At 71.7% G+C, this 25,211-nt stretch carries 23 protein-coding genes and 2 riboswitches; of the genes, 10 read left to right on the top strand and 13 right to left on the bottom strand.

Features of this window, described 5'->3' with window-relative positions:
- Nucleotides 1-218: 218 nt before the first annotated feature.
- From JOL79_RS15850 to JOL79_RS15800, 11 genes are all read right to left on the bottom strand, one after another.
- Nucleotides 219-803: a GTP-binding protein gene (locus JOL79_RS15850; RefSeq protein ID WP_210156576.1), complete on the bottom strand. Its 585-nt coding sequence runs from the start codon at nucleotides 801-803 to the stop codon at nucleotides 219-221.
- Complete coding sequence (locus JOL79_RS15845; protein ID WP_210156575.1) at nucleotides 784-1,143, bottom strand: DUF742 domain-containing protein; 360 nt, start codon at nucleotides 1,141-1,143, stop codon at nucleotides 784-786. The genes JOL79_RS15850 and JOL79_RS15845 overlap by 20 nt, the downstream gene beginning before the upstream one ends.
- 18 nt (nucleotides 1,144-1,161) lie before the next feature.
- Nucleotides 1,162-1,581, bottom strand: a complete 420-nt coding sequence (locus tag JOL79_RS15840; protein WP_372446779.1) for a roadblock/LC7 domain-containing protein — start codon at nucleotides 1,579-1,581, stop codon at nucleotides 1,162-1,164.
- The gene (locus JOL79_RS15835; RefSeq protein WP_210156574.1) at nucleotides 1,578-4,835 is read right to left on the bottom strand and encodes a sensor histidine kinase; all 3,258 of its coding nucleotides are present in this window, start codon (nucleotides 4,833-4,835) and stop codon (nucleotides 1,578-1,580) included. Before JOL79_RS15835 ends, JOL79_RS15840 begins: the two co-directional genes overlap by 4 nt.
- A gap of 169 nt (nucleotides 4,836-5,004) precedes the next feature.
- Nucleotides 5,005-7,314, bottom strand: a complete 2,310-nt coding sequence (locus JOL79_RS15830; protein WP_210156573.1) for a [protein-PII] uridylyltransferase — start codon at nucleotides 7,312-7,314, stop codon at nucleotides 5,005-5,007.
- Between the two features lie 7 nt (nucleotides 7,315-7,321).
- The gene (locus tag JOL79_RS15825; RefSeq protein WP_203887678.1) at nucleotides 7,322-7,660 is read right to left on the bottom strand and encodes a P-II family nitrogen regulator; all 339 of its coding nucleotides are present in this window, start codon (nucleotides 7,658-7,660) and stop codon (nucleotides 7,322-7,324) included.
- Nucleotides 7,657-8,973 (bottom strand): ammonium transporter, encoded by a 1,317-nt coding sequence (locus tag JOL79_RS15820; RefSeq protein ID WP_307848540.1) that lies wholly within the window; start codon nucleotides 8,971-8,973, stop codon nucleotides 7,657-7,659. Before JOL79_RS15820 ends, JOL79_RS15825 begins: the two co-directional genes overlap by 4 nt.
- A gap of 260 nt (nucleotides 8,974-9,233) precedes the next feature.
- Entirely contained in the window at nucleotides 9,234-10,169 is a 936-nt protein-coding gene (locus tag JOL79_RS15815; RefSeq protein WP_210156572.1) for a sigma-70 family RNA polymerase sigma factor, read from the bottom strand.
- A 230-nt stretch (nucleotides 10,170-10,399) separates the two neighbouring features.
- Nucleotides 10,400-11,548, bottom strand: a complete 1,149-nt coding sequence (hutI, locus tag JOL79_RS15810) for an imidazolonepropionase (RefSeq protein WP_210156571.1) — start codon at nucleotides 11,546-11,548, stop codon at nucleotides 10,400-10,402.
- An 83-nt stretch (nucleotides 11,549-11,631) separates the two neighbouring features.
- The gene (locus JOL79_RS15805) at nucleotides 11,632-12,981 is read right to left on the bottom strand and encodes a formimidoylglutamate deiminase (RefSeq protein WP_210156570.1); all 1,350 of its coding nucleotides are present in this window, start codon (nucleotides 12,979-12,981) and stop codon (nucleotides 11,632-11,634) included.
- Entirely contained in the window at nucleotides 12,978-13,670 is a 693-nt protein-coding gene (locus JOL79_RS15800; protein WP_210156569.1) for an SDR family oxidoreductase, read from the bottom strand. Before JOL79_RS15800 ends, JOL79_RS15805 begins: the two co-directional genes overlap by 4 nt.
- A gap of 173 nt (nucleotides 13,671-13,843) precedes the next feature.
- On the opposite strand from JOL79_RS15800, the gene JOL79_RS15795 reads away from it, so the two are divergent.
- From JOL79_RS15795 to JOL79_RS15785, 3 genes are all read left to right on the top strand, one after another.
- Nucleotides 13,844-14,383 (top strand): PadR family transcriptional regulator, encoded by a 540-nt coding sequence (locus JOL79_RS15795; protein WP_210156568.1) that lies wholly within the window; start codon nucleotides 13,844-13,846, stop codon nucleotides 14,381-14,383.
- A gap of 22 nt (nucleotides 14,384-14,405) precedes the next feature.
- On the top strand, nucleotides 14,406-15,365 hold the full coding sequence (locus JOL79_RS15790) for an ATP-binding cassette domain-containing protein (RefSeq protein ID WP_307848539.1): 960 nt from the start codon (nucleotides 14,406-14,408) through the stop codon (nucleotides 15,363-15,365).
- A gap of 105 nt (nucleotides 15,366-15,470) precedes the next feature.
- Entirely contained in the window at nucleotides 15,471-16,220 is a 750-nt protein-coding gene (locus JOL79_RS15785; protein ID WP_210156567.1) for an ABC transporter permease, read from the top strand.
- Nucleotides 16,221-16,452: 232 nt separating this feature from the next.
- Here the strand turns inward: JOL79_RS15785 and JOL79_RS15780 are convergent, their stop codons facing one another.
- Both JOL79_RS15780 and JOL79_RS15775 read right to left on the bottom strand, forming a co-directional pair.
- The gene (locus JOL79_RS15780; RefSeq protein ID WP_210156566.1) at nucleotides 16,453-16,614 is read right to left on the bottom strand and encodes a hypothetical protein; all 162 of its coding nucleotides are present in this window, start codon (nucleotides 16,612-16,614) and stop codon (nucleotides 16,453-16,455) included.
- 127 nt (nucleotides 16,615-16,741) lie between these two features.
- Nucleotides 16,742-17,485: a FadR/GntR family transcriptional regulator gene (locus tag JOL79_RS15775; protein ID WP_210156565.1), complete on the bottom strand. Its 744-nt coding sequence runs from the start codon at nucleotides 17,483-17,485 to the stop codon at nucleotides 16,742-16,744.
- Nucleotides 17,486-17,575: 90 nt separating this feature from the next.
- Between JOL79_RS15775 and JOL79_RS15770 the strand changes: the two genes are divergently transcribed.
- The 7 genes from JOL79_RS15770 (at nucleotide 17,576) to JOL79_RS15740 (ending at nucleotide 25,113) form a co-directional block, all read left to right on the top strand.
- Nucleotides 17,576-18,967: a glutamine synthetase family protein gene (locus JOL79_RS15770; RefSeq protein WP_210156564.1), complete on the top strand. Its 1,392-nt coding sequence runs from the start codon at nucleotides 17,576-17,578 to the stop codon at nucleotides 18,965-18,967.
- A 44-nt stretch (nucleotides 18,968-19,011) separates the two neighbouring features.
- Nucleotides 19,012-20,343, top strand: a complete 1,332-nt coding sequence (locus JOL79_RS15765; protein WP_230984878.1) for an aldehyde dehydrogenase family protein — start codon at nucleotides 19,012-19,014, stop codon at nucleotides 20,341-20,343.
- Nucleotides 20,344-20,347: 4 nt separating this feature from the next.
- Complete coding sequence (locus JOL79_RS15760; protein WP_210156562.1) at nucleotides 20,348-21,112, top strand: 3-oxoacyl-ACP reductase; 765 nt, start codon at nucleotides 20,348-20,350, stop codon at nucleotides 21,110-21,112.
- 10 nt (nucleotides 21,113-21,122) lie between these two features.
- A complete protein-coding gene (locus JOL79_RS15755; protein ID WP_210156561.1) occupies nucleotides 21,123-21,821 on the top strand; it encodes a gamma-glutamyl-gamma-aminobutyrate hydrolase family protein in 699 nt (232 codons plus the stop codon).
- Between the two features lie 187 nt (nucleotides 21,822-22,008).
- Nucleotides 22,009-22,106: riboswitch (glycine riboswitch) on the top strand.
- A riboswitch (glycine riboswitch) is annotated at nucleotides 22,107-22,202 on the top strand. It abuts the riboswitch before it with no gap.
- 31 nt (nucleotides 22,203-22,233) lie between these two features.
- Nucleotides 22,234-23,328, top strand: a complete 1,095-nt coding sequence (gene gcvT / locus JOL79_RS15750) for a glycine cleavage system aminomethyltransferase GcvT (RefSeq protein WP_210156560.1) — start codon at nucleotides 22,234-22,236, stop codon at nucleotides 23,326-23,328.
- A complete protein-coding gene (gene gcvH, locus JOL79_RS15745; RefSeq protein WP_210156559.1) occupies nucleotides 23,325-23,714 on the top strand; it encodes a glycine cleavage system protein GcvH in 390 nt (129 codons plus the stop codon). Before gcvT ends, gcvH begins: the two co-directional genes overlap by 4 nt.
- A gap of 25 nt (nucleotides 23,715-23,739) precedes the next feature.
- Complete coding sequence (locus tag JOL79_RS15740; RefSeq protein ID WP_210156558.1) at nucleotides 23,740-25,113, top strand: L-serine ammonia-lyase; 1,374 nt, start codon at nucleotides 23,740-23,742, stop codon at nucleotides 25,111-25,113.
- Nucleotides 25,114-25,211 lie beyond the last annotated feature (98 nt).

The raw sequence follows: 25,211 nt of genomic DNA, 5'->3' as shown, positions 1-25,211 counted from the left end.
ACATCCTGCGGGCGTGGGTAATTGCAGCACACCGGCACCAGGGAGGCCAACCGAACACCCGTGCACAAATCGCGCAGAAAGGCACAGGGATGACCTTAATTGGGTAAATATCCGGTCAGGTTCATTACCAAATTGTTCCCTGGAAGCAAGCGTGAGATGTCCAGATAACAACGAAGGGGCGACACCTACTGGTGCCACCCCTGTTGTCCGCACATACGTCAGAACGACCTCCCGTACGCCGCCCGGACGGTGAGCACATACTCGACCAGGCTGATGAGCGTGGACTTCACCGCATCCCGGGAGCGGGCGTCGGTCCGCACGACGGGAACGTGGGGCGGCAGGGAGAGCGCCTCGCGGACCTCCTCCTCCGAGTGGAGGAACTGCCCCTCCCAGCCGTTCATGGCCACCAGGAAGGGAAGCTGGGCCTCCTCGAAGTAGTCGATGGCCGGGAAGCAGTCGGCCAGCCGCCTGCTGTCCACCAGCACGACGGCGCCGATGGCGCCTCGGACGAGGTCGTCCCACATGAACCAGAAGCGGTGCTGGCCCGGTGTGCCAAACAGATACAGGATCAGGTCCTGGTCCAGCGAGAGCCGGCCGAAGTCCATGGCGACGGTCGTCGTCGTCTTGTTCGGTGTGAGGCCGAGGTCGTCGATGCCCGCGCTGGCGTCGGTCATCACCGCCTCCGTGGTGAGGGGCAGGATCTCGGAGACGGCCCCGACGAAGGTCGTCTTGCCGACGCCGAACCCACCCGCCACGACGATCTTCGTCGAGGTAAGACCACGACTAGAGCCTGCGTAGTCCACTGAGCACCCTTTCGAGCAGGTTGAGGTCTGGCTGTCCCTTGTTGAGCTGCGGCACGTGCAGGCGGACCAGACCCTCGTCGGCCATGTCGGCGATGAGCACACGGGCCACGCCGAGCGGGACCCGCAGCAGCGCCGAGATCTCCGCGACCGATCGTACAGAACGACATAGCATCATGATCGATTCCTGCTCCGGGGTGAGCATGGAATAGTCATCGCTCTTCAAGGTCACCGATGATACGAGGGTTTCCATCGCCATGTGGTAACGCGGCTCGGATCGCCCACCGGTGACGGCATACGGACGGAACAGAGGCTCGTCCTCTGTCCCGTCACCTGGCCGCACGCCCCTCACCCGGCCCTGTCATCGACGCGACGTCTGGAGCTCGGCGCGCAGCGCCGGGGTGAGTACCTGACCGGCCCGCTCGACGAGCAGGGTCATCTGGTAGGCCACCAGGCCCATGTCGCAGTCGGGGGCCGCCAGCACGGCGAGGCAGGAGCCGTCGCTGATCGCCATGACCAGCAGCAGCCCCCGCTGCATCTCGACGACCGTCTGGGTCACCGAGCCGCCCTCGAACACCCGCGAGGCGCCGACGGTGAGACTGAGCAGGCCGGCGGCGACCGCCGCGAGCTGGTCGGCGCGGTCCGGCGGGAAGCCGTCCGATTGCGCCAGCCGCAGCCCGTCCGACGACACCACCACGGCGTGCGCCACACCCGGCGTGCTGCCCACGAACTCGGTGATCAGCCAGTCGAACCTGCGTGCTTCCACGCTCAGCTCACTCACGAGCTCTCCTCCTCATTTCCCGACCCTTGGGTGAGGCCGTCGGCCGCTTCGGCCCGGCCCCGCCGTACGCCCTGCTGGAAGCTGGAAAGACGGTTGCGTACCGCGTCGGCCGACATCGGCGGTCGCGGAGGGGCCGCCGCGGGCCCCGGCGCTCCCACGGATCCCGGCACCAGGTTGGCCTTGGGGGTCCGCTTGGGCAGGCCCGCCGAGGTGACGCCTCCCAGCTGGGGGTCCCTGGCGCTCGCGGCCGCCTGGAAGCCGGTGTCGGCCTGCGACCGCCACCCGCCCTCGGGCCCGCCCTGACCGGCGCCGCCCTGACCGGCGCCGCCCTGACCGGCGCCGCCGCCGTCCGCGGTGGGCGCGGAGGCCGGGCGTCGCGGGGCCTGCGCGGACGGCGGCCCGGACGGAGCCTGCGCGGACGGCGGTGCGGACGGCGGCGCGCCGTCGGGACGTGGCGGAACTACCGCCTCTCCGGGGACCGGCCGCCGGAACCAGGCCGACTCGACGGAGGCGAAGATCGGCAGGAACTCGTCGCCCTGCTCCAGGGGCGAGTCGTCGATCTTGGGCAGCGGCCCGGTGACGGAGCCGGCGTCGGCCACGGTGAAAGCCCCGGAGTGCTCGGTGAACGCCCCCGAGTGCTCGGTGAAGGCGGCGGCGGCCCTGCCGGGGCGGCGGCCGAACAGCGGCGGCTCCTCCGGCTGGTCGTCGGTTCCGGACGGCTCGCCGAACGGTCCGGGCATCGCGTGCGGGCCGGACGGCTCGCCGAACGCCGGCACTCCGGGCGAGGGCGCGCCGCGACCCGGCAGCGTGTGGGGGCCGGACGGCTCACCGAACGCCGGAACCCCCGGCGAGACCGCGCCTTGACCCGGCATCGCGTGCGGGCCGGAGGGCTGGCCGAGCTGCCCGAACTGGCCGAACTGGTCGAGGCCGCCCGGCGCGGGCGCGGAGAGCGGTGACGCGGGCTGCGGAGGCTGAGAGGGCTGGGCCGGCGACGCGCCGAAGGGAGTGAAGGGGCCGAAGGCGCCGGGCGGAGTCTCGCCGTCGCCGTGCCGGTCCGCGGGCGTCGTGCCGGACAAGCCGGGCTGCGCCGGAACCGGCCCGAAGGGCCCGTCCTCGGCCGGCGCCGCCGGGCGGCGGACCGGGAGCCCGCCGCGTCCGCGTCCCGCGGCCCACGGCTCGAAGCCGCCGGCGGGACCGCCGGGCCCGGGGTCGCCGAAGGCCTGCCGTACCGGAGGGCCGCCCGCCGGCTGCGCGGCCGCCACGACCTGTTCGGGCACCGCGGGCTGTCCGGGTGCCGCGGCCTGGTCGGCGCTGCTGACGAGCTGGGCGGGGAACAGCACCATGGCGATGACACCCGCGCCGTCGCCGCGCCGGAGCTGGACCCGGATGCCGTGGCGGAGCGCCAGGCGGCCGACCACGAAGAGGCCCATGCGCCGGGAGACGGACACGTCGATCGTGGGTGGCTCGGCGAGCCGCCGGTTGATCTCGGCCATCTCCTCCGGCGACATGCCGATGCCGGCGTCCGTCACCCCGAGCATCACGGCCCCGCCCTCCACCGGGCTGCTCGACACGACGACCTTGGTGTTGCGCGGTGAAAAGGCGATGGCGTTCTCCACCAGCTCGGCGAGCAGGTGGACGACGTCGTTGGCCGCGTGGCCGGCGAGCGCGATGTTGCGGTGGACCCGGACGACGACGCGCTCGTAGTCCTCGACCTCCGACAGGGAGGCCCGCACGACGTCGACCAGCCGGGCGGGCTGGCTGCGCTTGCGCGGCGCTTCGTGACCCGCGAGGACCAGGAGGTTCTCACTGTTGCGGCGCATGCGGGTGGCGAGGTGGTCGAGCTTGAACAGGTCGGACAGGCGGTTGCCGTCCTCCTCGCCGCGCTCCAGGCCGTCGATCAGTGAGATCTGCCGCTCCACGAGCGTCTGCGTACGGCGCGACAGGTTGACGAACATGGCGTTGACGTTCGCGCGCAGGCGCGACTCCTCGGCCGCGAGGCGCACGGCCTGGGCGTGGACCTCGTCGAACGCCTGCGCGACTTCGCCGATCTCGTCCTCGGTGCCGACGGCGATGGGCTCGACCTGGGGTGCGTTGCCCGTGTCGTCGGACTCACGCATGCTGCGTACCGTGTCGGGCAGCCGCCGTCCGGCGATGTCGAGCGCCTCGGCGCGCAGCCGGCGCAGCGGCGTCACCATCGACCGCGCGATGAGCACGGTGGTGGCGAGGACGAGGAGCAGCAGGGCGAGGATGAGACCACCGGCGATGAGCGCGTTGCGCTGCTCGGCGGACTGCAGGTCGCGGGCGCGGGCGAGCACCACGGCCGAGACGCGCTGCTCGACCGTGTGCATCTGCGTGATGGTCTTCGTGCTCTCCTGGAACCACCGCTGGAGGGTCACGTCCCTGCCGCGGTAGGTGCTCATGGACTGGTTCCGCAGACCCAGGGTGATCGCCCATGACTTGGTGAGCTCGCTGGTGACCACGTCCTTGTCGCCGAGGAGTGTCACCAGGCGGGTGCTCTCCGACGACGGCGCCTCCGAATAGAACGTGGCGAGGTAGCCCTGCTGCCGCGACTGCGAGGCGAGGAAGTCCTGCAGCTCGACGGTCGTGAACGTCTGGTGCCGTTCGAGCAGCTCCCGGCTGAGCATGGCCCGCTGGAGGGACACCTCCTCCTTGGCGTGCGCGATGCCGCTCAGCGCCTGCTCGTTGCCGACGATCTGGGCGTCGTCGTCGTTCTCGCTGAGGTCGTCGTGCAGACGGAGGAGGTTGGCGATGATGAAGTTGTAGTTCTCCGGAGCGCCGTTGACGCGGTTGTTCTTGAGGCTGTCGAGACGGCTGGCCGCCTGCTGCGCCTGCTCCACCGCGCGGGCGCCGAACGCGAGGTCGATGTTCGCGAGGTCCGCCCGCACCTGCTCGACCAGCGGGTCGACCACCGCGCGCTGCTGCGCCCGGGTGATCTCCGTCTGCCCGTCGATGTTGAACTTCCGCGTGCGGTTGCCCGCGCTCCACACCGCCAGGTCGCGTTCCAGGCCGAGCTGCTGCGCGAGGTCTCGCAGGTGCAGCGAGTATTCGGCCGCCGACCTGGTCCTCTGATAACCGTTGAGGCTGTCGATCGAGCCGACGACCCTGACGCCCGCGAGCAGCACCGCGACCAGTGTGGGGGCGACGATCAGGGCGGTCAGACGGGTCGGGACCCGCCATCGCCGCGGCGACAGACGACTCCCCCGCCTGCGGTTATCGGTTGTGGACTGCCTCATGCTCACCGGCCCCGCCATCTTTCCGCTGCCTTCACGCGTCTGGACGGCATGAAGTGACACAGCTATATAAGCGGGGACAATTCGACCACAAGGTCATGATGGCTCGGGGCCTTACCCCCAGCGGAGCATCTCAATTGTTACCAAGAGGTGAGAAGATCGTCTCATCTCTCTAGCGAAGTGCGGCGAGGACGTATTCACGCACCTGCTGCCGCTGGCGCTCGTCCGTAAGCGGCTGACCTGCGCGATCGGCGACGTAGAACACGTCGACCGCCTCCGCGCCCAGGGTTTCGACCCGGGCGGCGCGCACGTCGACGCCGCACTCGCCGAACGCGCGCCCGATGCGCCACAACAGACCCGGCCGGTCGTGCGCGCGCACCTCGACGACGGTGGCCGTGGTGGAGGCGTCGTCGACGAGCGTCACCCGCGGCGGCGCCACCGGAACCCGGGGCGGGCGCATCGAACTCGTCCGCCGGGCCAGCCGCTGCTCGATGTCGAGGCGACCGGCGAGGACCAGCCGAAGGTCGGCCTCCAGCGTCGCGGGGTCGGGCGGCGTGCCGTACTCGGGCACCACGACGAACTCGATGACCGCGGTGGCTCCGGCTGAGGCCGCGGACGCGGACCTGACGACCATCCGGTGCGCGGCGAGCACGCCGGCGGCGCGCCAGAGCAGGCCCGGACGGTCGGGGGCGACGACCGTGACCGCGCTCCCGTTCACCCGTATGGCGCCGCCGCCGTGCCGGGCCAGCGCGGCCTGCTCCTCGGACAGGACGGGAGCGGGCGCCGGCGGCGTGCCGGACAGCACGGACCTGACCCGTCTGACCAGGTCGGCGACGAGGGACGCCTTCCAGGCGTTCCACGCGGCCGGACCCGTGGCGTTCCCGTCGGCGACGGCGAGCGCGGCCAGCAGTTCGAGGACCTCGCGTGAGCCGACCGCCTCGGCGACCCTCTCGATGGTGACGGGGTCTTCCAGGTCACGGCGCGTGGCGGTCTCGGGCAGCAGCAGATGGTGACGGACCACGGTGGCCAGCACCTCGACGTCCGCGGGCGGCAGGCCCATCCGCGTGCCGATGTCGCGCGCCACGACCTCGCCGGTCGTCGAGTGGTCGCCCGGCCAGCCCTTGCCGACGTCGTGCAGCAGCGCGGAGATGAGCAGCAGGTCGGGGCGGGACACCTCGCGGGTGTAGGAGGCCGCCCCCGCCGCGGTCTCGATGAGGTGCCGGTCGACGGTGTAGCGGTGCACCGGGTTGCGCTGCGGGCGGTGCCGCACCCGCTCCCAGTCGGGGATGAGCCGGACGAGGAATCCGGCCTGGTCGAGCTCCTCCCACACCGGGACGGCGGCACGACCGGCGCCGAGCAGCGCGACGAGAGCTCCCCTCGCCTCCTCGGGCCAGGGGACCGGCATCGGCGGCGACTGGGCCGCGAGAGCCGACACGGTGGCCGGTGCGAGCGGCAGGCCCGCCTCCGCCGCCGCTGCCGCCGCGCGCAGCACGAGCGTCGGGTCGGTCCGCGGGTTGACGCCCCTGGCCAGGACGACCTCGCCGCCGTGCTCGACCACGCCGTCGGCGAGCGGCCGCCTGCCGCGCGGCGCGGGGCCGGTGAGCAGCCGGTCGACCGTGCGCCACGTGGCGTCGAAGGCGTGCGAGATGGTGCGGCCGGCCTCGGCGAGACGGCGCATCAGCGCCTCCGCGTCGAGCAGGCCGAGCGTGCCGGCGACGGCGTCCTGCTCCTGCAGGACCAGGCGGTCGGTCCCGCGCGCCGTGACCAGGTGGAGCCCGTGCCGGATGTCCAGCAGCAGTTCGTACGCCTCGCGGACGCGGGGTCCTGGCGCCGACGCGACCCAGGCGGCGGCCACGGCCTGCATCGCCTGTACGTCGCGGATGCCGCCCCTGGAGTCCTTGAGGTCGGGTTCGAGGAGGAAGGCCAGCTCGCCGGCGGCCTCCGCGCGCTTGTCCGCCGCGGCTCGCAGCTCGCCCAGCCGGCGGCGGGAGTCGGCCCGCCATTCGGCGAGAACGGCCTCGCGGGCCGCCCGCGTGAGCTCGGGGTCGCCGACGATGTGCCGTGCCTGGATCAGGCCGAGCACGGCCTTCATGTCCTCGCGCGCCACCTTCACGGCCTCTTCGACCGTGCGGACGGAGTGGTCGAGACCGACTCCGGAGTCCCAGATCGGGTACCAGATCCGGTCGGCGACACGGGCCACGTCACCCCGGCCGTCGTGCAGCAGGACCAGGTCGAGGTCGCTGCCCGGGGCGAGCTCGCCCCGCCCCAGGCTGCCGACCGCGACCAGTGCGACCCCGCCGATCCCGTGGGGGCCGGCGGAGCCGCGGTCGTCGGGAAACCCGCCCTTCCCTCCCGGTCCGCTCCGCCCGTCCTGGGCGTACGGACGGGTGGCGGCCGTGCGGAACAGGTCGGTCAGCCACCTGTCGATGTCCGCGACGCGGTCCTTCCGCGCGGAGGCGAAAGAGCGAGTCTCCCCTCTCATCATCCGGTTACAGCGCCTCGGGTCCGCGCTCCCCGGTCCGGACCCGGACAACCGTGTCCACCGGCACGGACCAGACCTTGCCGTCACCGATCTTGCCGGTCTGCGCGGCCTTCACGATGACGTCGATGACGTCCTCCGCGTCGTCCTCCTCGGCGAGGACCTCGAGACGGACCTTGGGCACCAGGTCGACCTGGTACTCGGCGCCGCGGTAGACCTCGGTGTGGCCCCGCTGCCGGCCGTAGCCGCTGGCCTCGGAGACCGTCATGCCCTTGATGCCGAACTGCTCCAGCGCCGCTTTCACGTCGTCGAGCTTGAACGGCTTGATGACTGCCGTGATGAGTTTCATGCGTCGACCTTCTTCGCCTCAGCGGGGACGGGGCCGTTGACGGACGCCACTCCCGAGGAGTGAACGGTGCCGAGGTCGTAGCCGGTCTCGGCGTGGGTGGTGATGTCGATGCCGGTGACCTCGTCCTCCTGCTCGATGCGGAAGCCCATCGTCTTGTCGATGATCTTCCCGATGACATACGCCATGATGAAGGAGTAGAGGCCGACCGCGACAGGGCCGAGGGCCTGCACGCCGAGCTGGGAGATCGGGCCGCCGTAGAGGAGACCCTTGTTCTGGCCGGGGGCGAAGGGGTAGCGGGCGAGGATGCCGAGCGAGACGGCGCCGATCGCGCCGCCGACCAGGTGGACGCCGACCACGTCGAGCGAGTCGTCGAAGCCGAAGCGGTACTTCATGCCCACGGCGTAGGCGCAGACCGCGCCGGCGATGGCGCCAAGCAGGACCGCGGCCCAGGGGTCGATGAAGCCACAGGCGGGAGTGATGGCGACCAGGCCGGCGACCGCGCCGGAGGCGACGCCGAGCGTGGTGGAGTGACCGTCGCGCAGCTTCTCCACGAGGATCCACGCCCCGGCCGCGGCGGCCGTGGCGACCTGGGTGTTCATGAACGCGAGACCGGCGGTGCCGTCGACGGCCAGCTCCGAGCCCGCGTTGAAGCCAAACCAGCCGAACCACAGCAGGCCGACGCCGAGCAGGACCAGCGTGAGGTTGTGCGGGCGCATCGGGTCCTTGCGCCAGCCGGTGCGCTTGCCGAGCACGAACGCGAGCGCGAGGCCCGCGGCACCGGCGTTGACGTGGACGACCGTGCCTCCGGCGAAGTCCTCGATGCCGAGACCGGCCAGCCAGCCGCCGCCCCACACCCAGTGGGCCACCGGGAAGTAGACAAGCGTCGCCCACGCGATGCCGAAGACGACCCACGCGCCGAACTTCGCCCGGTCGGCGATGGCGCCGCTGATGAGCGCGACGGTGATGATGGCGAAGGTCAGCTGGAAGGCCGAGAACACCAGGCTCGGCATGCCCGTGCCGTCGTCCTTGGTGGCCGTGTCGACCAGGCTCTGCAGCCCGAAGGCGTCCCCGCCGCCGATGAGCTTGTTGATGAAGTTGTCACCGTCGCCGAAGGCGTCGAACGCCAGCGAGTGCCCGTACAGCACCCACGCGATGGTCACAGTGATGATGCTCACGAACGACATCATCATCATGTTCAGGACGCTCTTGGCCCTGGTCATGCCCCCATAGAAGAACGCGAGCCCGGGGGTCATCAGCAGCACGAGCGCAGTGGCTGTGATCATCCAGGCGGTGGTGCCGGTATCGATCTTCACCGACGCGGCCCTCCTTACAATTTGGCGTGTGGCCCTTTATCACTTCCCTCAGTGACTTCCTCCCGGGCACCGTCGACCGGCTGGCGCACTGACGTTGGCGACAGCGTGTTCTTCTGCCGTTTCAGGCCGGGACTCTGCGTGTTTCACATGTGTGAAACCCATGTGATGCTTGTTTCGGCCAGGTTTCGGACAGGGCTTGGGAGGGAAAAACGCGCACCCGCTAGAGGTGCGCGTTCGGTGAAGGGCCGGCCAATTCGTGATCAGGCCGCCGCGGAGGCCATCTTCCGCAGGCGGACGAGGGCGTCCCGCTCCAGGCGGCGGGCCCGGTCACGGCCGATGCCGTAACGCTCCCCCACCTCGGTCAGCGTGTGCTCGCGTCCGTCGACCAGGCCGTAACGCCAGCGCAGCATCTCCTGCATCTGACCTTCGAGGCCGGTGAGCCACTCCTCCAGGCGCTCCTTCTCCAGCGTCGCCATCGCCTGCTGCTCGGGGTCGGCCCAAGTCTCGTCCGCGATCATGTCGCCGAGCTCGGTCTCGTCCTCCTCGCCGACGCCCAGCTGAAGCGACACCGGGTCGGACGCCCAGCGGCGCAGCTCCTGCACCCGCTCGATCGGCAGGTCGAGCACCTCGGCCAGGTCGGCGTCGGTCGGCTCCACGTCGAGCTCCGCCAGCATGTCCCTGCGCACGCGCATCAGCCGGGTCATCTGCTCGCCCGCGTGGGTGGGCAGCCGGACCGGGCGCGCCTGCTCGTGGATCGAACGCCCCACCGACTGCCGGATCCACCAGGTGGCGTACGTCGAGAACTTGTACCCCCGCCGGTAGTCGAACTTCTCCACGGCCCGGACCAGGCCCAGGTTCCCCTCCTGGACCAGGTCGATCAGCGGCATCCCCCGCCCGGAGTACTTCCGGGCCACCGCCACCACAAGACGCAGGTTGGCCTGGATGAACTCGTCCTTGGCCCGCCGGCCGGACACCGCGATGCGCTCCAGCTCCTCGTCCGTCGCGTCCGCGGTCTTCGGCTCGGGCCGCCCGCCGTCGAGGAGCTGCTCGGCGAACAGGCCGGCCTCGATGCGCTTGGCGAGCTCCACCTCCTGCTCCGCGGTCAGGAGTGGAACCCGTCCGATCTCGGCCAGGTACGTCCCCAGCAGATCCCGCTCGGCAACGTACTGTTCCTGCGTCCGATTCCCCGTCGCCATTCGATGGCACCTCGTTCCGCCGCGCCGCGATATGCCCGTTGCGGAACCGGTTATCCGGGCGCGCCCGCCCCCTTCGGCGCGGCCAATCCCGGCTCCCCGGTCCTTACCCAAAGAACGGCTCACCCTGGGCAAAGATTCCCTCAATTAATACGACCGCAGAATGGTTTCCGGTTCCTCCCCAGGGAGGATGCGCACGCGCGGAAAATGTTCCGGCCTGCCCGGGGACCCGCTCAGACGACCTGGCGACCGCCACGCCACACCTGGGCGACGAGGGGCACCCCCGGCCGGTAGGCGAGGTGGACGTACGACGGCGCGTCGAGCACCACGAGGTCGGCGCGGGCGCCCACCCGCAGCGTCCCGACGTCGGTCCGGCGCAGGGCCCGGGCGCCGCCCGCGGTCGCCGCCCACATCGCCTCGCGCGGCGTCATCCGCATCTCGCGCACGGCCAGCGCGACGCAGAACGGCATCGAACTGGTGAACGACGAGCCGGGATTGCAGTCGGTGGCCAGCGCGACCGTGACGCCCGCGTCCAGCAGCCTCCGGGCGTCCGGGTACGGCGAACGGGTGGAGAACTCGGCCCCCGGCAGCAGGGTGGCGACCACCCCGCTGCCCGCCAGCGCCGCCACGTCTCCGTCCGTCAGGTGGGTGCAGTGGTCGGCCGACGCGGCGCCGAGCTCGCAGGCCAGCCGGACCCCCGGCCCGGGGCCGAGCTGGTTGGCGTGGACCCGGGGCGCAAGCCCGGCCTTGATGCCCTGCGTCAGCACGTGCCTGCTCTGGTCCTCGTCGAACGCGCCGCGCTCGCAGAACACGTCCACCCACTTGGCGAACGGCGCGCACGCCTCCAGCATGGGGCCGCTGACGAGGCGGACGTAGTCGTCGGCGCCGGCGCCGGGCGGCACCACGTGGGCGCCGAGGAACGTGGTCTCGGGGGTGAACTGGGCGGCGATCTCCAGACTTTCCCGCTCCGTCGTGACCGTGAGGCCGTAGCCGCTCTTGATCTCGACCGTCGTGGTGCCCTGCATGAGCATCTCGGCGACCAGGCGGGCGGTGGTGGTGACCAGCCGCGGGACGCCGGCCCTGCGGGTGGCGGCGACGGTGGCGGCGATTCCCCCGGCCGTGTAGGGCTCGCCCGCCATCCGGGCGGCGAACTCGGCCGTGCGGTCGCCGGCGAAGACCAGATGCGCGTGGCTGTCGACGAAGCCCGGGATGACGGCACGCCCCTCGACGTCGATCCGCTCGTCCGCGGCGGGGGCGTCCGCGGACCGGCCGATCCAGCGGACGAGCCCGCCCTCCGCCACGAGCGCGGCGTCCTCGATCTCCGCGCACTCGGGATCCGCGGTGAACAGCTGTCCGATGCCGATGAAGACCGTCGATGTCATGCCGCGTGATTCCACGATTACTGATCATCGCCGGGGCGCGCCCGGCGCAAACCCTCCCGGCGACAACGTTCCCGCCCAGCGGGTCAGGGGCGCACCCGGGCGATCGCGGTGGCGAGCAGCGCGCCCACGTCGCCGAGCGCGTGACGGCCGTCCACGACCACCCTGCGGCCCCCGGACACCACCGAGTGGACGTCGGAGGCGGTCGCCGCGAACACGACGCACTCGGCCGCGGTCCTCCTGGTGGCCCCGGCCGTGCGGACGGAGTCGAGGCGCACGGAGACGAGGTCGGCGCGTGCCCCCGGGACCAGGCATCCGGCGTCCGGGAAGCCCACCGAGGCGTGGCCGGCGGCGGTCGCGGCGTGCAGCAGCTCGGCGGCCTGCCAGTGGCCGCGCTCCGCGGTGGCCAGCCGCTCGTGCAGCTCGACCGCGCGGGCCTCCTCGAACAGGTCGACGACGGCCTGGCTGTCGGACCCGAGGGTGATCGGGGCGCCGGCCTCCAGCAGCCGGCGGGCCGGGCCGATGCCGTCGCCGAGGTCGCGCTCGGTGGTCGGGCACATGCACACATGCGTGGTGGAGCCGCCGAGCAGGGCCACGTCGACGTCCGACAGGTGCGTGGCGTGCACGGCGGTGGAGCGCGGTCCGAGCACGCCGTGCTCGTGCAGCACCTGGACCGGCGTCGCCGAATACGCCTCCACACACGCCTCGTTCTCGGCCCGCTGCTCGGACACGTGGGCGTGCAGGGGCGCCGTGTACCGGTGGGCGAACTCGGCCGGGACCCGCATCTGCTCCGGCGGCACCGCCCGCACGGAGTGGATGGCGGCGCCGATCTGGACGTCCTCGTCGTCCTGGTAGGCGAGGGCCAGCCGCTCGGCCCGTTCGGCCCACCGGTCCGCGTCCCCGTCGCCGAAGCGGAGCTGAACCCCGCTGAGTGCCTCGCCGATTCCGCCCGTGAGGTAGCAGGCGTCGAGCAGGCAGATCCGCAGCCCGGCCCGGCCGGCCGCCCGCACCAGCGCGTGGCCCATCGCGTTGGGGTCGCCGTACCGCGCCCCGCCGTTCTGGTGGTGCAGGTAGTGGAACTCGCCCACGCACGTGACGCCGGCGAGCGCCATCTCCGCGTACGCGGCGGTGGCCAGCTCCTCGTAGCCGTCCGGGTCGAGCGCCGCGGCGACGCCGTACATCTGCCGGCGCCAGGTCCAGAAACTGCCCCGCTCGGTCTGGGTGTGCCCGCGCAGCGCCCGGTGGAAGGCGTGGGAGTGGCAGTCGGCCAGCCCAGGCAGGGTCAGGCCGGCCAGCCGTACGGCGCCGGGCGGCGCGGGCACCCCCGTGCGGATCTCCCCAAGGCGCCGGCCGTCGACGGCGACGTACACGCTCTCCACGGCCTCGCCGGGTGGCAGCCACGCCATCTCGCACCAGTAGGCCGTGGGCGCGTTCATCGGCTCGGACCGGCCGAGGGTCGTACGGTGATCTCGGTGATGTGCGCGTCGGGCGTCGCGGTCACGGCGGTCATCACGGCGCTCGCCACGGACTCCGCGCGCAGGTAGCGGTGCGGTTCGTACGGCCCGCCCTCCTGTTCGCGGACGTCCCGCTGCATGTCGGTGTCGATCCGCCCCGGGTAGACCGTGGTGACCCGGACGCCGTGCGCGCTCTCCTCCTCGCGCAGCACGTCGGCGTAGGCCCGCAGGGCGAACTTGCTGGCGGCGTAGGCCCCCCAGTCGGGGTTGGCCCGCTGCCCGGCCCCGGAGTTGACCAGCACGACGTGGCCGCGGGCGACCCGGAGCGCGGGCAGCAGCAGACGGGTCAGCTCGGCCACGGCGATCACGTTCACCTCCATGGTGCGACGCCAGACGTCGACGGAGGTGTCGGCGAGGGGCCCGATCCGGGCGACGCCGGCGCTGTGGACGAGCAGGTCGAGCCGGTCGATCCCCTCGACGTCCTCCTCGATGACGCCGATCAGTTCGACGGCCCAGGGCCGCGCGCCGGGAAGCTCGGCGCACAGGGCGTCAAGCGCCGTGCCGTCGCGCCCGCCGAGGAACAGGTCGTGGGTCGGCGCGAGGGCCCGGGCGACGGCCGCACCCACCCCTCGGGAGGCGCCCGTCACGAGCGCTGTCGGTCGTTCGGACATGGAACTCACCTTAGATCGTGATCTCCGCTCTTCCGGCCCGCCGTGCCCGTGCCGGGCGCGCACGCCTGCTCCACCTGCTCGTACGGCCCATTCCCGCCACGAGGGGAGCCGAACACCAGGAGGGCCCGACTCGGGTGTTGCCTGGCTATGCAAATTTGTATATAAATTTGAATATGTCATCGACGCGGGTGCTGATCCTGGGCGTGCTTCTTGACGGGCCGCTCCACGGCTACGAGGTGCGCAGGAAGCTGGAGCTGTGGGGCACGGCCAACTGGGCGAACGTGGCGTTCGGGTCGATCTATCACGCGCTGGCCGCGATGGCGAAGGAAGGCCTGCTCGAGGTGGTCGACGCCGGAACGCGGTCCCGAGGTGGCCGGACCGTCTACGGGATCACCCCGGCCGGGCGCGAGGAGTTCGACCGGCGGCTGCGGGAGCACTGGTCGGAGATCATGCCGATCGTGGACCCGTTCCTGGTCGCGGTGACCTTCATGGACCGCCTGCCCAGGGCCGACCTGCTGGCCGCCGCCGCCGAGCGGGCCGGACGGCTCCGCGAGGGCTTCGCCCAGATCGAACGGGCCCTGCGGGCCAAGCACGCCGCGAACGCCCCCCGGCACATCGACGAGTGCCTGCGGCTGACGGCCGCCGAATATCAGGCCCAGCTCGACTGGGTGGAGCGCGCCACCGCGCTGATCGAGGACGGCGACCTCCCCTGACCCCCCTCACCAGGAGGACCAAGTGATCATCGATGCGCACGGACTGCGCAAGACCTATCGCACGAAGGGCCGGCGCGGCTCCGCCCCCGCCGACGTCGAGGCCGTCAGAGGAGTCGACCTCGCCGTACGCGACGGCGAGATCTTCGGCGTCCTCGGCCCGAACGGCGCGGGCAAGACCACGACCATCCGGATGCTCGCCACGCTCGTGGTCCCCACAGGGGGCACCGCGACGGTGGCCGGGCACGACCTGCTGACCGCGCCGGAGCGGGTGCGGGAGAACATCGGATACGTCGGCCAGGCGGGCGGCGTGGACGAGAACAACGGCGCGCGGGCCGGCCTGATGCTGGCCGCGCGCGTCAACGGGCTGTCCCCTCGGGACGCCGCCGCCCGGACCGAGGAGATGCTGGCGGCCTTCGACCTGACGGGCTTAGCCGACCGCCCGGCCAGGACGCTGTCCGGCGGCCAGAAGCGTCGGGTGGCGCTCGCGCTCGGCCTGGTCCATCGGCCGCCGCTGCTGTTCCTGGACGAGCCGACGACCGGTCTCGACCCGCAGAACCGGGCCAACCTGTGGGACCAGATCAGAGGGCTGCGCGAGCAGGGCACCAGTGTGCTGCTCAGCACCCACTACCTGGACGAGGCCGACGCCCTGTGCGACCGGCTCGCGATCATCGATCACGGCGTCGTGGTGGCCGAGGGCACCCCGGCGGAGCTGAAGCGCGAGGTCGCCGCCGACGTCGTCACCCTGCGGACGGACGACGGGAGCGCGGCGGAGCGCGCGCTGGCCGGCCTGCCGTACGTGCGGGAGATCCGGCCGGGCGAGCCGCTGCGGGTCTACGTGGACGACGGCGAGGCCGCGCTGCCCCGCCTGCTTGGCCGGCTCGCCGAGAGTGGCGTGGCGCTGACCGGCGTCGCCCTCGAACGGGCGACGCTCGACGACGTGTTCCTCCACCGGACCGGCCGCTCTCTCCGCGACGCCGCCTGATCTCCCGTCTCCGGCCCCGTCTCCCGTCCCCGTCTCCCGTCCCCGTCTCCCGTCCCCGAACCGGCCTGAACGTCCCGGCCGGTGTCCTCCCCCCGAGGTGATGACGTGATAAAGCACACCGGGTTGTTCCTCGCGTACGAGCTGAGGAACACCCTCCGCAACCCCGTCTGGCCGCTGTTCGGCATCCTCCAGCCGATCCTCTACCTGCTGCTGTTCGCACCCCTGCTGGCCAACACGACTCCGGGCGTGCCCACCGCCGAGACGCTCCGGCAGTTCACCCCCGGCGTGATGGTGATGATCGCCCTGTTCGGCTCGCTCTTCGTGGGCTTCGGGATGATCGCCGAGATCCGGGGCGGCGTGCTCGAACGGCTCGCCGCGAGCCCGGCGGCGCGGCCCGCCATCGTCCTCGGCCGCACGCTGCGAGACATGATCGTGCTGGTGGTCCAGGCCCTGGTCATCGTGGCTGTGGCCCTGCTGATGGGGATGCGGCCCAGCCTCCCCGGCGTGGCGATCATGCTCGTGCTCATGGCCCTCACCGGCGTCTTCGCCTCCGGCCTGTCGTACGGCCTGGCCCTGGCGCTGCGCGACGAGAACGGCATGTCGCAGATCATGCAGTTCTTCGCCCTGCCGCTGATCCTCTTCACCGGGATCCTGCTGCCGATGTCGCTGGCGCCGGCCTGGATGCAGGCGGTGGCGAAGGTCAATCCGCTCTACCACACGGTCGAGGCGGGCCGGGAGCTGTTCGCCGGGCACCTGGCGACCGCGCACGTCGCCGTCGCGTTCGCCCTGATGCTCGCGCTGGCGCTGATCACGCTGCGCTGGTCGGTCCGATCCATGCGCCATCTGACCGGTTGAGCCCGGCGTGCGTGAGGCGGGGCGGCCCCGGGAGGGGACGCCCCGCCTCGTGCCCGGCCGCCGACGCGCCCGCACGCGCGTCACCCCGGAGACCGGGCGGTGGTGAAGGAGAGGTTACGCATCACCGGGAGTTCCCGATCTCCGGTAGGGACAAGCTGTGGGCCGGTGTAAAGGCTGCTCACGGCTTCGCCATCTCAGCGGAGCCGCCCCGGGACATCCCCGGGGGGCGCCGTCATCCCGGGACGCCGTAGAGGAGGCGCATCTCCCGGGTCGCGTCCGTGATCTCGTACCAGGTCAGGCAGAGACGGGCCTCGGCCTCCTCGGTGCGGGCCTCGGCGGCCATCAGCCGGTCTCCGGTCAATTGGGCCGCCTCCTGTTTCAGCTCGGCCGCCATTTTCTGGAACCTGAAACGCGCCCGCGACTCCATTTGCCCGACCTCCCACCCCGGATTACGTACGAGCGGATAAATACCCTCAGGACGGATTTAAAAATCAAGGAGCGCAAACAGGCCATTTCGCCCATCAGGCGAGGAAGCCGCGCAACAGCGCCGCCGTACCCTCCAGATGCTCGGCGACCGCACGGCGGGCGGCCTCGGGGTCGCCGGCCAGGATCGCCGCGGCGATGGCGGCGTGCTGCGCCGCCGCGTGCTCGATGTTGGGACGGAGCACCGGAATCGCGTTGAGCAGGCCGGTCACCCGCAGGCGGGCGTCCGCGCAGGCGGCGGCCAGCAGCGGAGAGCCGGACAGCTCGGCGATGGCCAGATGGAACGCGATGTCCTTCCGGCGGTAGTCGTCCGGCGCCGCCTCGTTCACCCCGTCGAGTGTCGCGGTCAGGGTCTCGCGCTGCGCGTCGGTCAGCCGGGCGCCGGCGAGCACCTGGGCCGCGCCGCACTCGACCGCCATGCGGAAGGTCAGCGCGTCCTCGAGGTCCGACTGGCCCATCTCGTTGACCGCTCTGCGCAGATCGCCCATGCGCGGGTGAGGCGGCCGGTAGACCACGAACGCGCCGCCGTAACGGCCGCGCCGGACGTCGAGGTAGCCGGCGTCCTGCAGGGCCCGGATGGCCTCCCGGAGGGTGACTCTGCTGATGCCGAGCTGAGCGGCGAGCTCGCGCTCGGGAGGCAGCTTGCCGCCGTACGGGACGACGCCGAGCTTGATCGCCTGGAGCAGCCGCTCGACCGTCTCCTCGAAGGCGTTGCCCGAGCGGACCGGCCGCAGCAGCGCGAGGCTCCCCGTGACCCCCAGGCCCGTCGGCGCGCCGCCCATGACTGCCGTCCCTCCCGCTCCGATCTCCCGCCCCACGGCCGAGGTTAACCCACCGTGTGCTGTTGACTCAGCCGGTGTCATGGTGCTTGCATGCCCCTCATTGGTCTGGTTCCAGACTTTTGGACAGGAGGCGCCGTGCTGAGCGTGGACCGGCTACGCGGCGAGGTGGACGCGGGACGGGTGGACACCGTGCTCCTCGCCGTCACCGACATGCAGGGACGGCTGCAGGGCAAGCGGCTGTCGGCCCGGTACTTCCTCGACGAGGTGCTCCACCACGCCGCGGAGGGGTGCAACTACCTGCTCGCCGTCGACGTCGACATGAACACCGTGGACGGCTACGCCATGTCGTCGTGGGAGCGCGGGTACGGCGACTTCGTCATGAGGCCCGACCTGTCCACTCTCCGCCCGGTGCCGTGGCACGAGGGCACCGTCATGCTGCTGGCCGACCTGGTGTGGCAGGACGGCTCCGACGTCGTCGCGTCCCCGCGCCAGATCCTGCGCCGGCAGATCGACCGCCTGGCCGAGCGCGGGTGGACCGCGTACGTCGGCACCGAGCTGGAGTTCTGCGTCTACGAGGACGGCTACGAGCAGGCGTGGCGGCGGGGCTATCGAGACCTCACGCCCGCCAACCTCTACAACGTCGACTACTCCCTGCTCGGCACGGCGCGGATCGAGCCGCTGCTGCGGAAGATCAGGCTCGGCATGGAGGGCGCGGGCCTGTACGTCGAGTCGGCCAAGGGCGAGTGCAACCTCGGTCAGCACGAGATCGCCTTCCGGTACGCCGACGCGCTCACCACCTGCGACAACCACGTCATCTACAAGAACGGCGCCAAGGAGATCGCCGCCCAGGAGGGCCGGTCGATCACCTTCATGGCCAAGCCGAACCAGCGCGAGGGCAACTCGTGCCACATCCACCTCTCGCTGCGCGGCCAGGACGGGGAGCCGGTGATGGCCGGCGACGGGCCGCACGGCCTGTCGGAGACGGGACGGCGCTTCATCGCGGGCCAGCTCGCCTTCCTGCGCGAGCTCACCCTGCTCTACGCGCCCAACATCAACTCCTACAAGCGGTTCGTGCCGGGCAGCTTCGCCCCCACGGCGGTGAAGTGGGGCGTCGACAACCGGACCTGCTCGTTGCGGCTGGTCGGCCACGGCCCCTCCCTCCGGGTGGAGAACCGGGTGCCCGGCGGCGACGTCAACCCCTACCTCGCGGTGGCGGGGATGATCGCGGCGGGCCTGCACGGCATCGAGGCGGAGCTGCCGCTCGGCGACCCGTTCACCGGCAACGCGTACGCCGCCGACGCCGAGCGGGTGCCGGGTACGCTGCGCGACGCCCTGACGCTGTGGGAGGGTTCGACGCCGGCCAGGGACGTCTTCGGCGCGGATGTCGTCGAGCACTATGCGAACTGTGCGAGGGTCGAGCTGGCCGCCTTCGACGCGGCGGTCACCGACTGGGAGCTCTATCGGGGGTTCGAGAGGCTGTGAAGATAGTCAATCCGGCGACCGCGACCGTGATCGCCGAGGTCGAGATGGCCGGCGTGGCCGAGGTCGACCGCGCGGTCGAGCGGGCCCGCAGGGCAGGTCCCGCCTGGCGGGAGGTCTCCCCCGGCGACCGGGCCCGGCTGCTGCGGCGGTTCGCCCGGCTCGTGGACGACCACGCCGATGAACTGGCCGGGCTGGAGATCGCGAACGCGGGTCACACGATCGGCAACGCCCGCTGGGAGGCGGGCAACGTCCGCGACGTGCTCGACTTCTATGCCGGCGCCCCCGAGCGCGACCACGGCAGGCAGATCCCGGTGCCCGGCGGCGTCGACCTGACGTTCTCCGAGCCGCTGGGCGTCGTGGCGATCATCGTGCCGTGGAACTTCCCCATGATGATCATGACGTGGGGGGTGGCCCCCGCGCTGGCCGCCGGCAACACGGTGATCGTCAAGCCCGCCGAGTGGACGCCGCTGACCGCCCTGCGCCTGGCCGAGCTGGCCCTCGCGGCCGGCCTCCCCGAGGGCGTGCTGCAGGTCGTGCCCGGTGAGGGAGAGGTGGCCGGCGCCCGGCTGGTCGAGCACCCCGACGTGCGGAAGATCGTGTTCACCGGCTCGACCGAGGTCGGCAGGCTCATCGGGGCCACGGCCGCCGCCCAGGTGAAGCGGGTGACGCTGGAGCTTGGCGGCAAGAGCGCCAACATCGTCTTCGCCGACTCCGACCTGGAGAAGGCGGCCGCCTCGGCCCCGATGGCCGTCTTCGACAACTCGGGCCAGGACTGCTGCGCCCGCTCCCGCATCCTGGTGGAGCGTTCCGTCCACGACGAGTTCCTCGAACGGCTCGCCGGGGCCGTGCGCGCGCTCAGGGTGGGCGACCCCCGCGACGAGGCCACCCAGATGGGCCCGCTGATCAGCGCGGAGCACCGCGAACGCGTGGCGTCGTACGTCGCCGGGCTGGAGCCGTACGCCACGGGATCGTGCCCGGACGGCCCCGGCTACTGGTTCGCCCCGACGGTGCTGGCCGCCCCTGCCGGGTTCGACCCGCTCGCGGCGGGATCGGGGGCCTTCCACCGGGCCCACACCGAGGAGATCTTCGGGCCCGTCGTCACCGTCGTCCCGTTCGACGACGAGGCGCACGCGGTGCGGATCGCCAACGAGACGCCGTACGGGCTGTCGGGGTCGATCTGGACCCGCGACGTCGGCCGGGCGCTCCGGGTGTCCCGCGCGGTCGAGGCGGGCAACCTGTCGGTGAACTCCCACTCCAGCGTCCGCTACTGGACGCCCTTCGGCGGATTCAAGCAGTCCGGCCTCGGCCGCGAGCTCGGACCCGACGCGCTGGCCGCGTTCACCGAGACCAAGAACGTCTTCATTTCCACGGAGTAGACACATGCAGCGTTTGCAGGACCGCGTCGCCGTCATCACGGGCGCGGCCAGTGGCATCGGGCTGGCCACCGCCCGGCGGTTCGCCGAGGAGGGCGCCCGGGTGGTGGTGGCGGACCTCGACGAGACCGCCGGAGCCAAGGCCGCCGACGAGGTCGGCGGCCTGTTCGTCCGGGCCGACGTGGCGAACGAGGACGACGTCGTCCGGATGTACGCCACCGCCTTCGAGACGTACGGCAGTGTGGACATCGCGTTCAACAACGCGGGCATCTCCCCGCCGGACGACGACTCGATCCTGGAGACGGGGATCGACGCCTGGCGGCGCGTCCAGGAGGTCAACCTCACCAGCGTCTATCTGTGCTGCAAGCACGTCATCCCGTACATGCGGCGGCAGGGCAGGGGCTCGATCGTCAACACGGCGTCGTTCGTCGCGGTGATGGGCTCGGCCACCTCGCAGATCTCCTACACCGCCTCCAAGGGCGGCGTGCTGGCGATGAGCCGCGAGCTGGGCGTGCAGTTCGCCCGGGAGGGCATCCGGGTGAACGCCCTCTGCCCCGGCCCGGTCGACACCCCGCTGCTGCGCGAGCTGTTCGCCAAGGACCCCGAGCGGGCGCAGCGGCGGCTCGTCCACGTGCCCATCGGCCGGTTCGCGCGGGCCGAGGAGATCGCCGCCGCCGTCGCGTTCCTCGCCTCTGACGACGCGTCGTTCATCACCGCCTCCGAGTTCCTCGTGGACGGCGGCATCTCCGGCGCGTACGTCACTCCGCTGTAAGGGGTATGCCATGGCCCGTCCCGTGATCGGCGTGACGTGCTACGTCGAGCCGGCGAAGTTCACCGTCTGGGACATGCCGGCGGCGCTGCTGCCGTACATGTACGTCGAGCACATCGCGCGGGCGGCAGGCCAGCCGGTCATCCTGCCGCCCGCCGGGGAGCCCCGCGACCTCGCCGGACGGCTGGACGGGCTCATCGTCGCGGGCGGGGGCGACGTCGACCCCGCCCGGTACGGCGCCGCCCCGGCCCCCGAGACCGGATACGTCCGGAAATTTCGTGATGAGGCGGAGTTTGGGCTGATGACGGCGGCCCTGGAGTCGGCGCTGCCGTTCCTCGGGATCTGCCGGGGCCTCCAGGTGCTCAACGTGGCCCTCGGCGGCACGCTCCACCAGCACCTCCCCGACGTCGTCGGCCACCCCGGCCACTCCCCCGCCCCCGGCACGTTCGGCCGTCTCCCGGTACGGCTCGCGCCCTCGCTCGCCAAGATCTATCAGGGCGACGATCTCACCCCCGCCCACTATCACCACCAGGCCGTCGACCGCCTGGCCGGCCGGCTTGAGGTCACCGCCCGCGCCGATGACGGCACGATCGAGGCCGTCGAGGTGACCGGGCACCCGTTCGCCCTGGCCGTCCAGTGGCATCCCGAGGCCGACGAGGACGGTCCCCTCTTCCGCGCCCTCGTCCACGCCGCCCGCCGGACCAACGGGTAGGTGTAGCTGACGAAGCCTGGTACTGGACGCCTGGATGGCAGTCCGCGGAGGCCGGGGCGGACGCCGGCATCCGTGAGGGGCGGATCAGTGTCTTCGACTCGATCGACGACCTGTTCGCGGCGATGGACCGGGCCGTACCCGGCGGGTGACGGGACAGGCGGGAGCCACTAGGCTGGCCGTACACCGGTGATCCCGTGCGGGAGAGCGTCCTGGCATCCGGTCAGGATCCCTGAAGGAGCAAGCCCTCCCCGCGAACCTCTCAAGGCAAAGGACCGCGCGGGCCAGGTGTCCTCTGGAAAGAAGGCCGTCCGGCCTCGCCGAAGGTGAAAGTCCGGCAAAGAACGGACGAAGCTCTCAGGCACCGATGACAGAGGGGGAGGATGCACTCATCCGTCCTTTCCGAGGTGCGATCATGTCCCGAAGCACCCCGCTGCGCGGGGTCCACGAAAGCCTGGGCGCGACCCTGACCGATTTCGCCGGCTGGCAGATGCCGCTGCGGTACGGCAGCGAGTCGGCCGAGCACAACGCCGTGCGGACCGCGGCGGGCCTGTTCGATCTGTCGCACATGGGCGAGATCTTCGTCACCGGGCCGCAGGCGGCCGAGGCCCTCGACTACGCCCTTGTGGGCCACCTGAGCGCGCTGGCCGACGGCCGGGCCCGCTACACGATGATCGTGAACGACGAGGGCGGCATCCTCGACGACCTCATCGTCTACCGGCTGGGCGACGAGGAGTTCATGGTCGTCGCCAACGCCTCCAACTACGAGCTGGTCGCCCGTGAGCTGACCGCGCGCGCCGATGCGTACGACGCCCGGGTGGAGGACAGGTCCGGCGAGTACGCGCTGGTCGCGGTCCAGGGGCCGCGCGCCGCCGAGATCCTCAGAACGCTCACCGACGCCGACCTGGACGGCCTCAAGTACTACGCCGTGCTGTCCGCCGAGGTCGCCGGGGCACGCGCCCTCGTCGCCCGGACGGGATACACCGGCGAGGACGGCTTCGAGCTGTTCGTCGGGAACGACGACGCCGTGCCGCTGTGGAACGCGCTGTCGGCGGCGGGAGCCGGGCTGGGCCTGGTCCCGGCCGGCCTGTCCGCCCGCGACACGCTGCGCCTGGAGGCCGGCATGCCGCTGTACGGCAACGAGCTGAGCGCGCGGACCACCCCGTTCGACGCGGGTCTCGGCCGCGTGGTCCGTTTCGACAAGCCCGGCGACTTCGTGGGCAGGGCCGCCCTCGCCAAGGCGGCCGAGGCCGGCGAGCCCGCCCGCAGGCTGGTCGGCCTGGTGGCGCGCGGCCGCCGGGTGCCCCGGCACGGTTACCCGGTCACCCTGGACGGCGCGGTCGTCGGGGAGATCACCAGCGGCGCGCCCTCGCAGTCGCTCGGCAAGCCCGTCGCGATGGCCTACGTGTCCACCGGCGCCCTCGACGCCGCCGGTCTCGCCGTGGACATCCGCGGCAGTCACGAACCGGTCGACATCGTCGACCTGCCCTTCTACAGGAGGACCAAGTGAGCAGCATTCCCGACGAGCTGAGCTACACCAAGGAGCACGAGTGGATCGGCGGGCTCGACGACGGCCTGACGGTCACCGTGGGTGTCACCGCCTACGCCGCCGAGCAGCTCGGTGACGTGGTCTTCGTGCAGGTGCCCGAGATCGGGGCGACGGTCGCCGCGGGCGACGCCGTGGGCGAGGTCGAGTCGACCAAGTCGGTGAGCGACATCTTCGCGCCCGTCAGCGGCGAGGTCGTGGCGACCAACCCGTCCGTCGTGGACGACCCGTCGCTCATCAACTCCGACCCGTACGGCGACGGCTGGTTGTTCCAGGTCCGCATCTCGGAGGAGCCGGACGACCTGCTGTCGGCCGCGGAGTACGCCGCGCTCACCTCCGCCGCGTCCTGAGCGATCCCCCGAAAGGCACCGATCAATGGCGATCAGCGTCTTCGACCTGTTCAAGGTCGGGATCGGGCCGTCGAGCTCGCACACCGGCGGGCCGATGGCCGCGGCGCACAGGTTCGCCCGGGGGCTGCACCAGGACGGGCTGCTGGAGAAGGTCACCCGGGTCGAGGCGATCCTCTACGGCTCGCTCGGCCTGACCGGCAAGGGCCACGGCAGCGACAAAGCCGTCCTGCTGGGCCTGTCCGGGGAGAAGCCCGAGCTCGTCGACGTCGACACGGTGGACGAGCGCCTGGACGCCATGCGGACCGCCGGCACGGTGCGCCTCTACGGCTCACATGAGATCCCCTTCGTCGTGGGCGAGGACCTCGTGTTCGAGCGGAAGGTCTCGCTGCCCCATCACCCCAACGGGATGCGCTTCACGGCCTTCGCGGACGGCGCCGTGCTCCGGGAGAAGATCTACTACTCGGTCGGCGGCGGTTTCGTCGTGGACGAGAACGCCACCGGCGCGGACCGGATCAAGCCCGACGACACGGTGGTGCCGTACCCCTTCACCACCGGGGCGGAACTGCTGGCCCGCTGCGCCGAGACGGGGCTGTCGATCTCCGCGCTGATGCTGGAGAACGAGAAGGCCTTCGGCCGTAGCGCGGAGCGGATCCGCGAGGACCTGCTGTACCTGTGGTCGGTCATGGCCGAGTGCGTCCGGCGCGGCAGCACCCGCGAGGGCGTGCTGCCGGGCGGGCTGAAGGTCCGCCGCCGGGCCAACCAGCTGCTGCGGCGGCTGCGGAACGAGCCGGACGGCGGCGACCCGCTGCGGGTCATGGACTGGGTGACGCTCTTCGCCCTCGCCGTGAACGAGGAGAACGCGGCCGGGGGCCGGATCGTGACGGCCCCGACCAACGGCGCGGCCGGGATCATCCCGGCGGTCCTGTCGTACTACACCCGCTTCCTGGCGGGCGCGGACGACGACGGAATCGTCCGTTTCCTGCTGACGGCCGGGGCGATCGGCGTGCTGTTCAAGGAGAACGCCTCGATCTCCGGCGCGGAGGTCGGCTGCCAGGGCGAGGTGGGCTCGGCCTGTTCGATGGCGGCCGCCGGCCTCACCGAGGCGCTCGGCGGCACCCCCGAGCAGGTCGAGAACGCGGCCGAGATCGGCATCGAGCACAACCTCGGCCTCACCTGCGACCCGATCGGCGGGCTCGTGCAGATCCCCTGCATCGAACGCAACGCGGTGGCCTCCATCAAGGCGATCACGGCGGCCCGGATCGCGCTGCGCGGGGACGGACGCCACTTCGTGCCGCTGGACAAGGCCATCAAGACGATGCGCGACACCGGCAGGGACATGCTGGACAAGTACAAGGAGACCTCCAGGGGCGGGCTGGCCGTCAACGTCATCGAGTGCTGAGCCGGGCGCCGCGCCACTCGCCCGCCCGGCTCCGCGGCGTTGTCCACACCCCCGGCCAGGCGCGCCGGAGACGCCAATAAGGTGGTGTCCCGTCCCGC

Origin of the sequence: Microbispora oryzae (genome assembly GCF_017896165.1) — a bacterium.
GTDB classification, from domain to species: domain Bacteria; phylum Actinomycetota; class Actinomycetes; order Streptosporangiales; family Streptosporangiaceae; genus Microbispora; species Microbispora oryzae.
This window is presented reverse-complemented; position numbering and strand designations above follow the sequence as displayed.

Excerpts from the sequence above, each read along its gene's own strand:
- JOL79_RS15835 (WP_210156574.1), bottom strand. The coding sequence starts at position 4,835 with ATGAGGCAGTCCACAACCGATAACCGCAGGCGGGGGAGTCGTCTGTCG.
- JOL79_RS15830 (WP_210156573.1), bottom strand. The coding sequence starts at position 7,314 with ATGAGAGGGGAGACTCGCTCTTTCGCCTCCGCGCGGAAGGACCGCGTC.
- JOL79_RS15825 (WP_203887678.1), bottom strand. The coding sequence starts at position 7,660 with ATGAAACTCATCACGGCAGTCATCAAGCCGTTCAAGCTCGACGACGTG.
- JOL79_RS15815 (WP_210156572.1), bottom strand. The coding sequence starts at position 10,169 with ATGGCGACGGGGAATCGGACGCAGGAACAGTACGTTGCCGAGCGGGAT.
- hutI (WP_210156571.1), bottom strand. The coding sequence starts at position 11,548 with ATGACATCGACGGTCTTCATCGGCATCGGACAGCTGTTCACCGCGGAT.
- JOL79_RS15805 (WP_210156570.1), bottom strand. The coding sequence starts at position 12,981 with ATGAACGCGCCCACGGCCTACTGGTGCGAGATGGCGTGGCTGCCACCC.
- JOL79_RS15800 (WP_210156569.1), bottom strand. The coding sequence starts at position 13,670 with ATGTCCGAACGACCGACAGCGCTCGTGACGGGCGCCTCCCGAGGGGTG.
- JOL79_RS15795 (WP_210156568.1), top strand. The coding sequence starts at position 13,844 with ATGTCATCGACGCGGGTGCTGATCCTGGGCGTGCTTCTTGACGGGCCG.
- JOL79_RS15780 (WP_210156566.1), bottom strand. The coding sequence starts at position 16,614 with ATGGCGGCCGAGCTGAAACAGGAGGCGGCCCAATTGACCGGAGACCGG.
- JOL79_RS15775 (WP_210156565.1), bottom strand. The coding sequence starts at position 17,485 with ATGGGCGGCGCGCCGACGGGCCTGGGGGTCACGGGGAGCCTCGCGCTG.
- JOL79_RS15770 (WP_210156564.1), top strand. The coding sequence starts at position 17,576 with ATGCCCCTCATTGGTCTGGTTCCAGACTTTTGGACAGGAGGCGCCGTG.
- JOL79_RS15765 (WP_230984878.1), top strand. The coding sequence starts at position 19,012 with ATGGCCGGCGTGGCCGAGGTCGACCGCGCGGTCGAGCGGGCCCGCAGG.
- JOL79_RS15760 (WP_210156562.1), top strand. The coding sequence starts at position 20,348 with ATGCAGCGTTTGCAGGACCGCGTCGCCGTCATCACGGGCGCGGCCAGT.
- JOL79_RS15755 (WP_210156561.1), top strand. The coding sequence starts at position 21,123 with ATGGCCCGTCCCGTGATCGGCGTGACGTGCTACGTCGAGCCGGCGAAG.
- gcvT (WP_210156560.1), top strand. The coding sequence starts at position 22,234 with ATGTCCCGAAGCACCCCGCTGCGCGGGGTCCACGAAAGCCTGGGCGCG.
- JOL79_RS15740 (WP_210156558.1), top strand. The coding sequence starts at position 23,740 with ATGGCGATCAGCGTCTTCGACCTGTTCAAGGTCGGGATCGGGCCGTCG.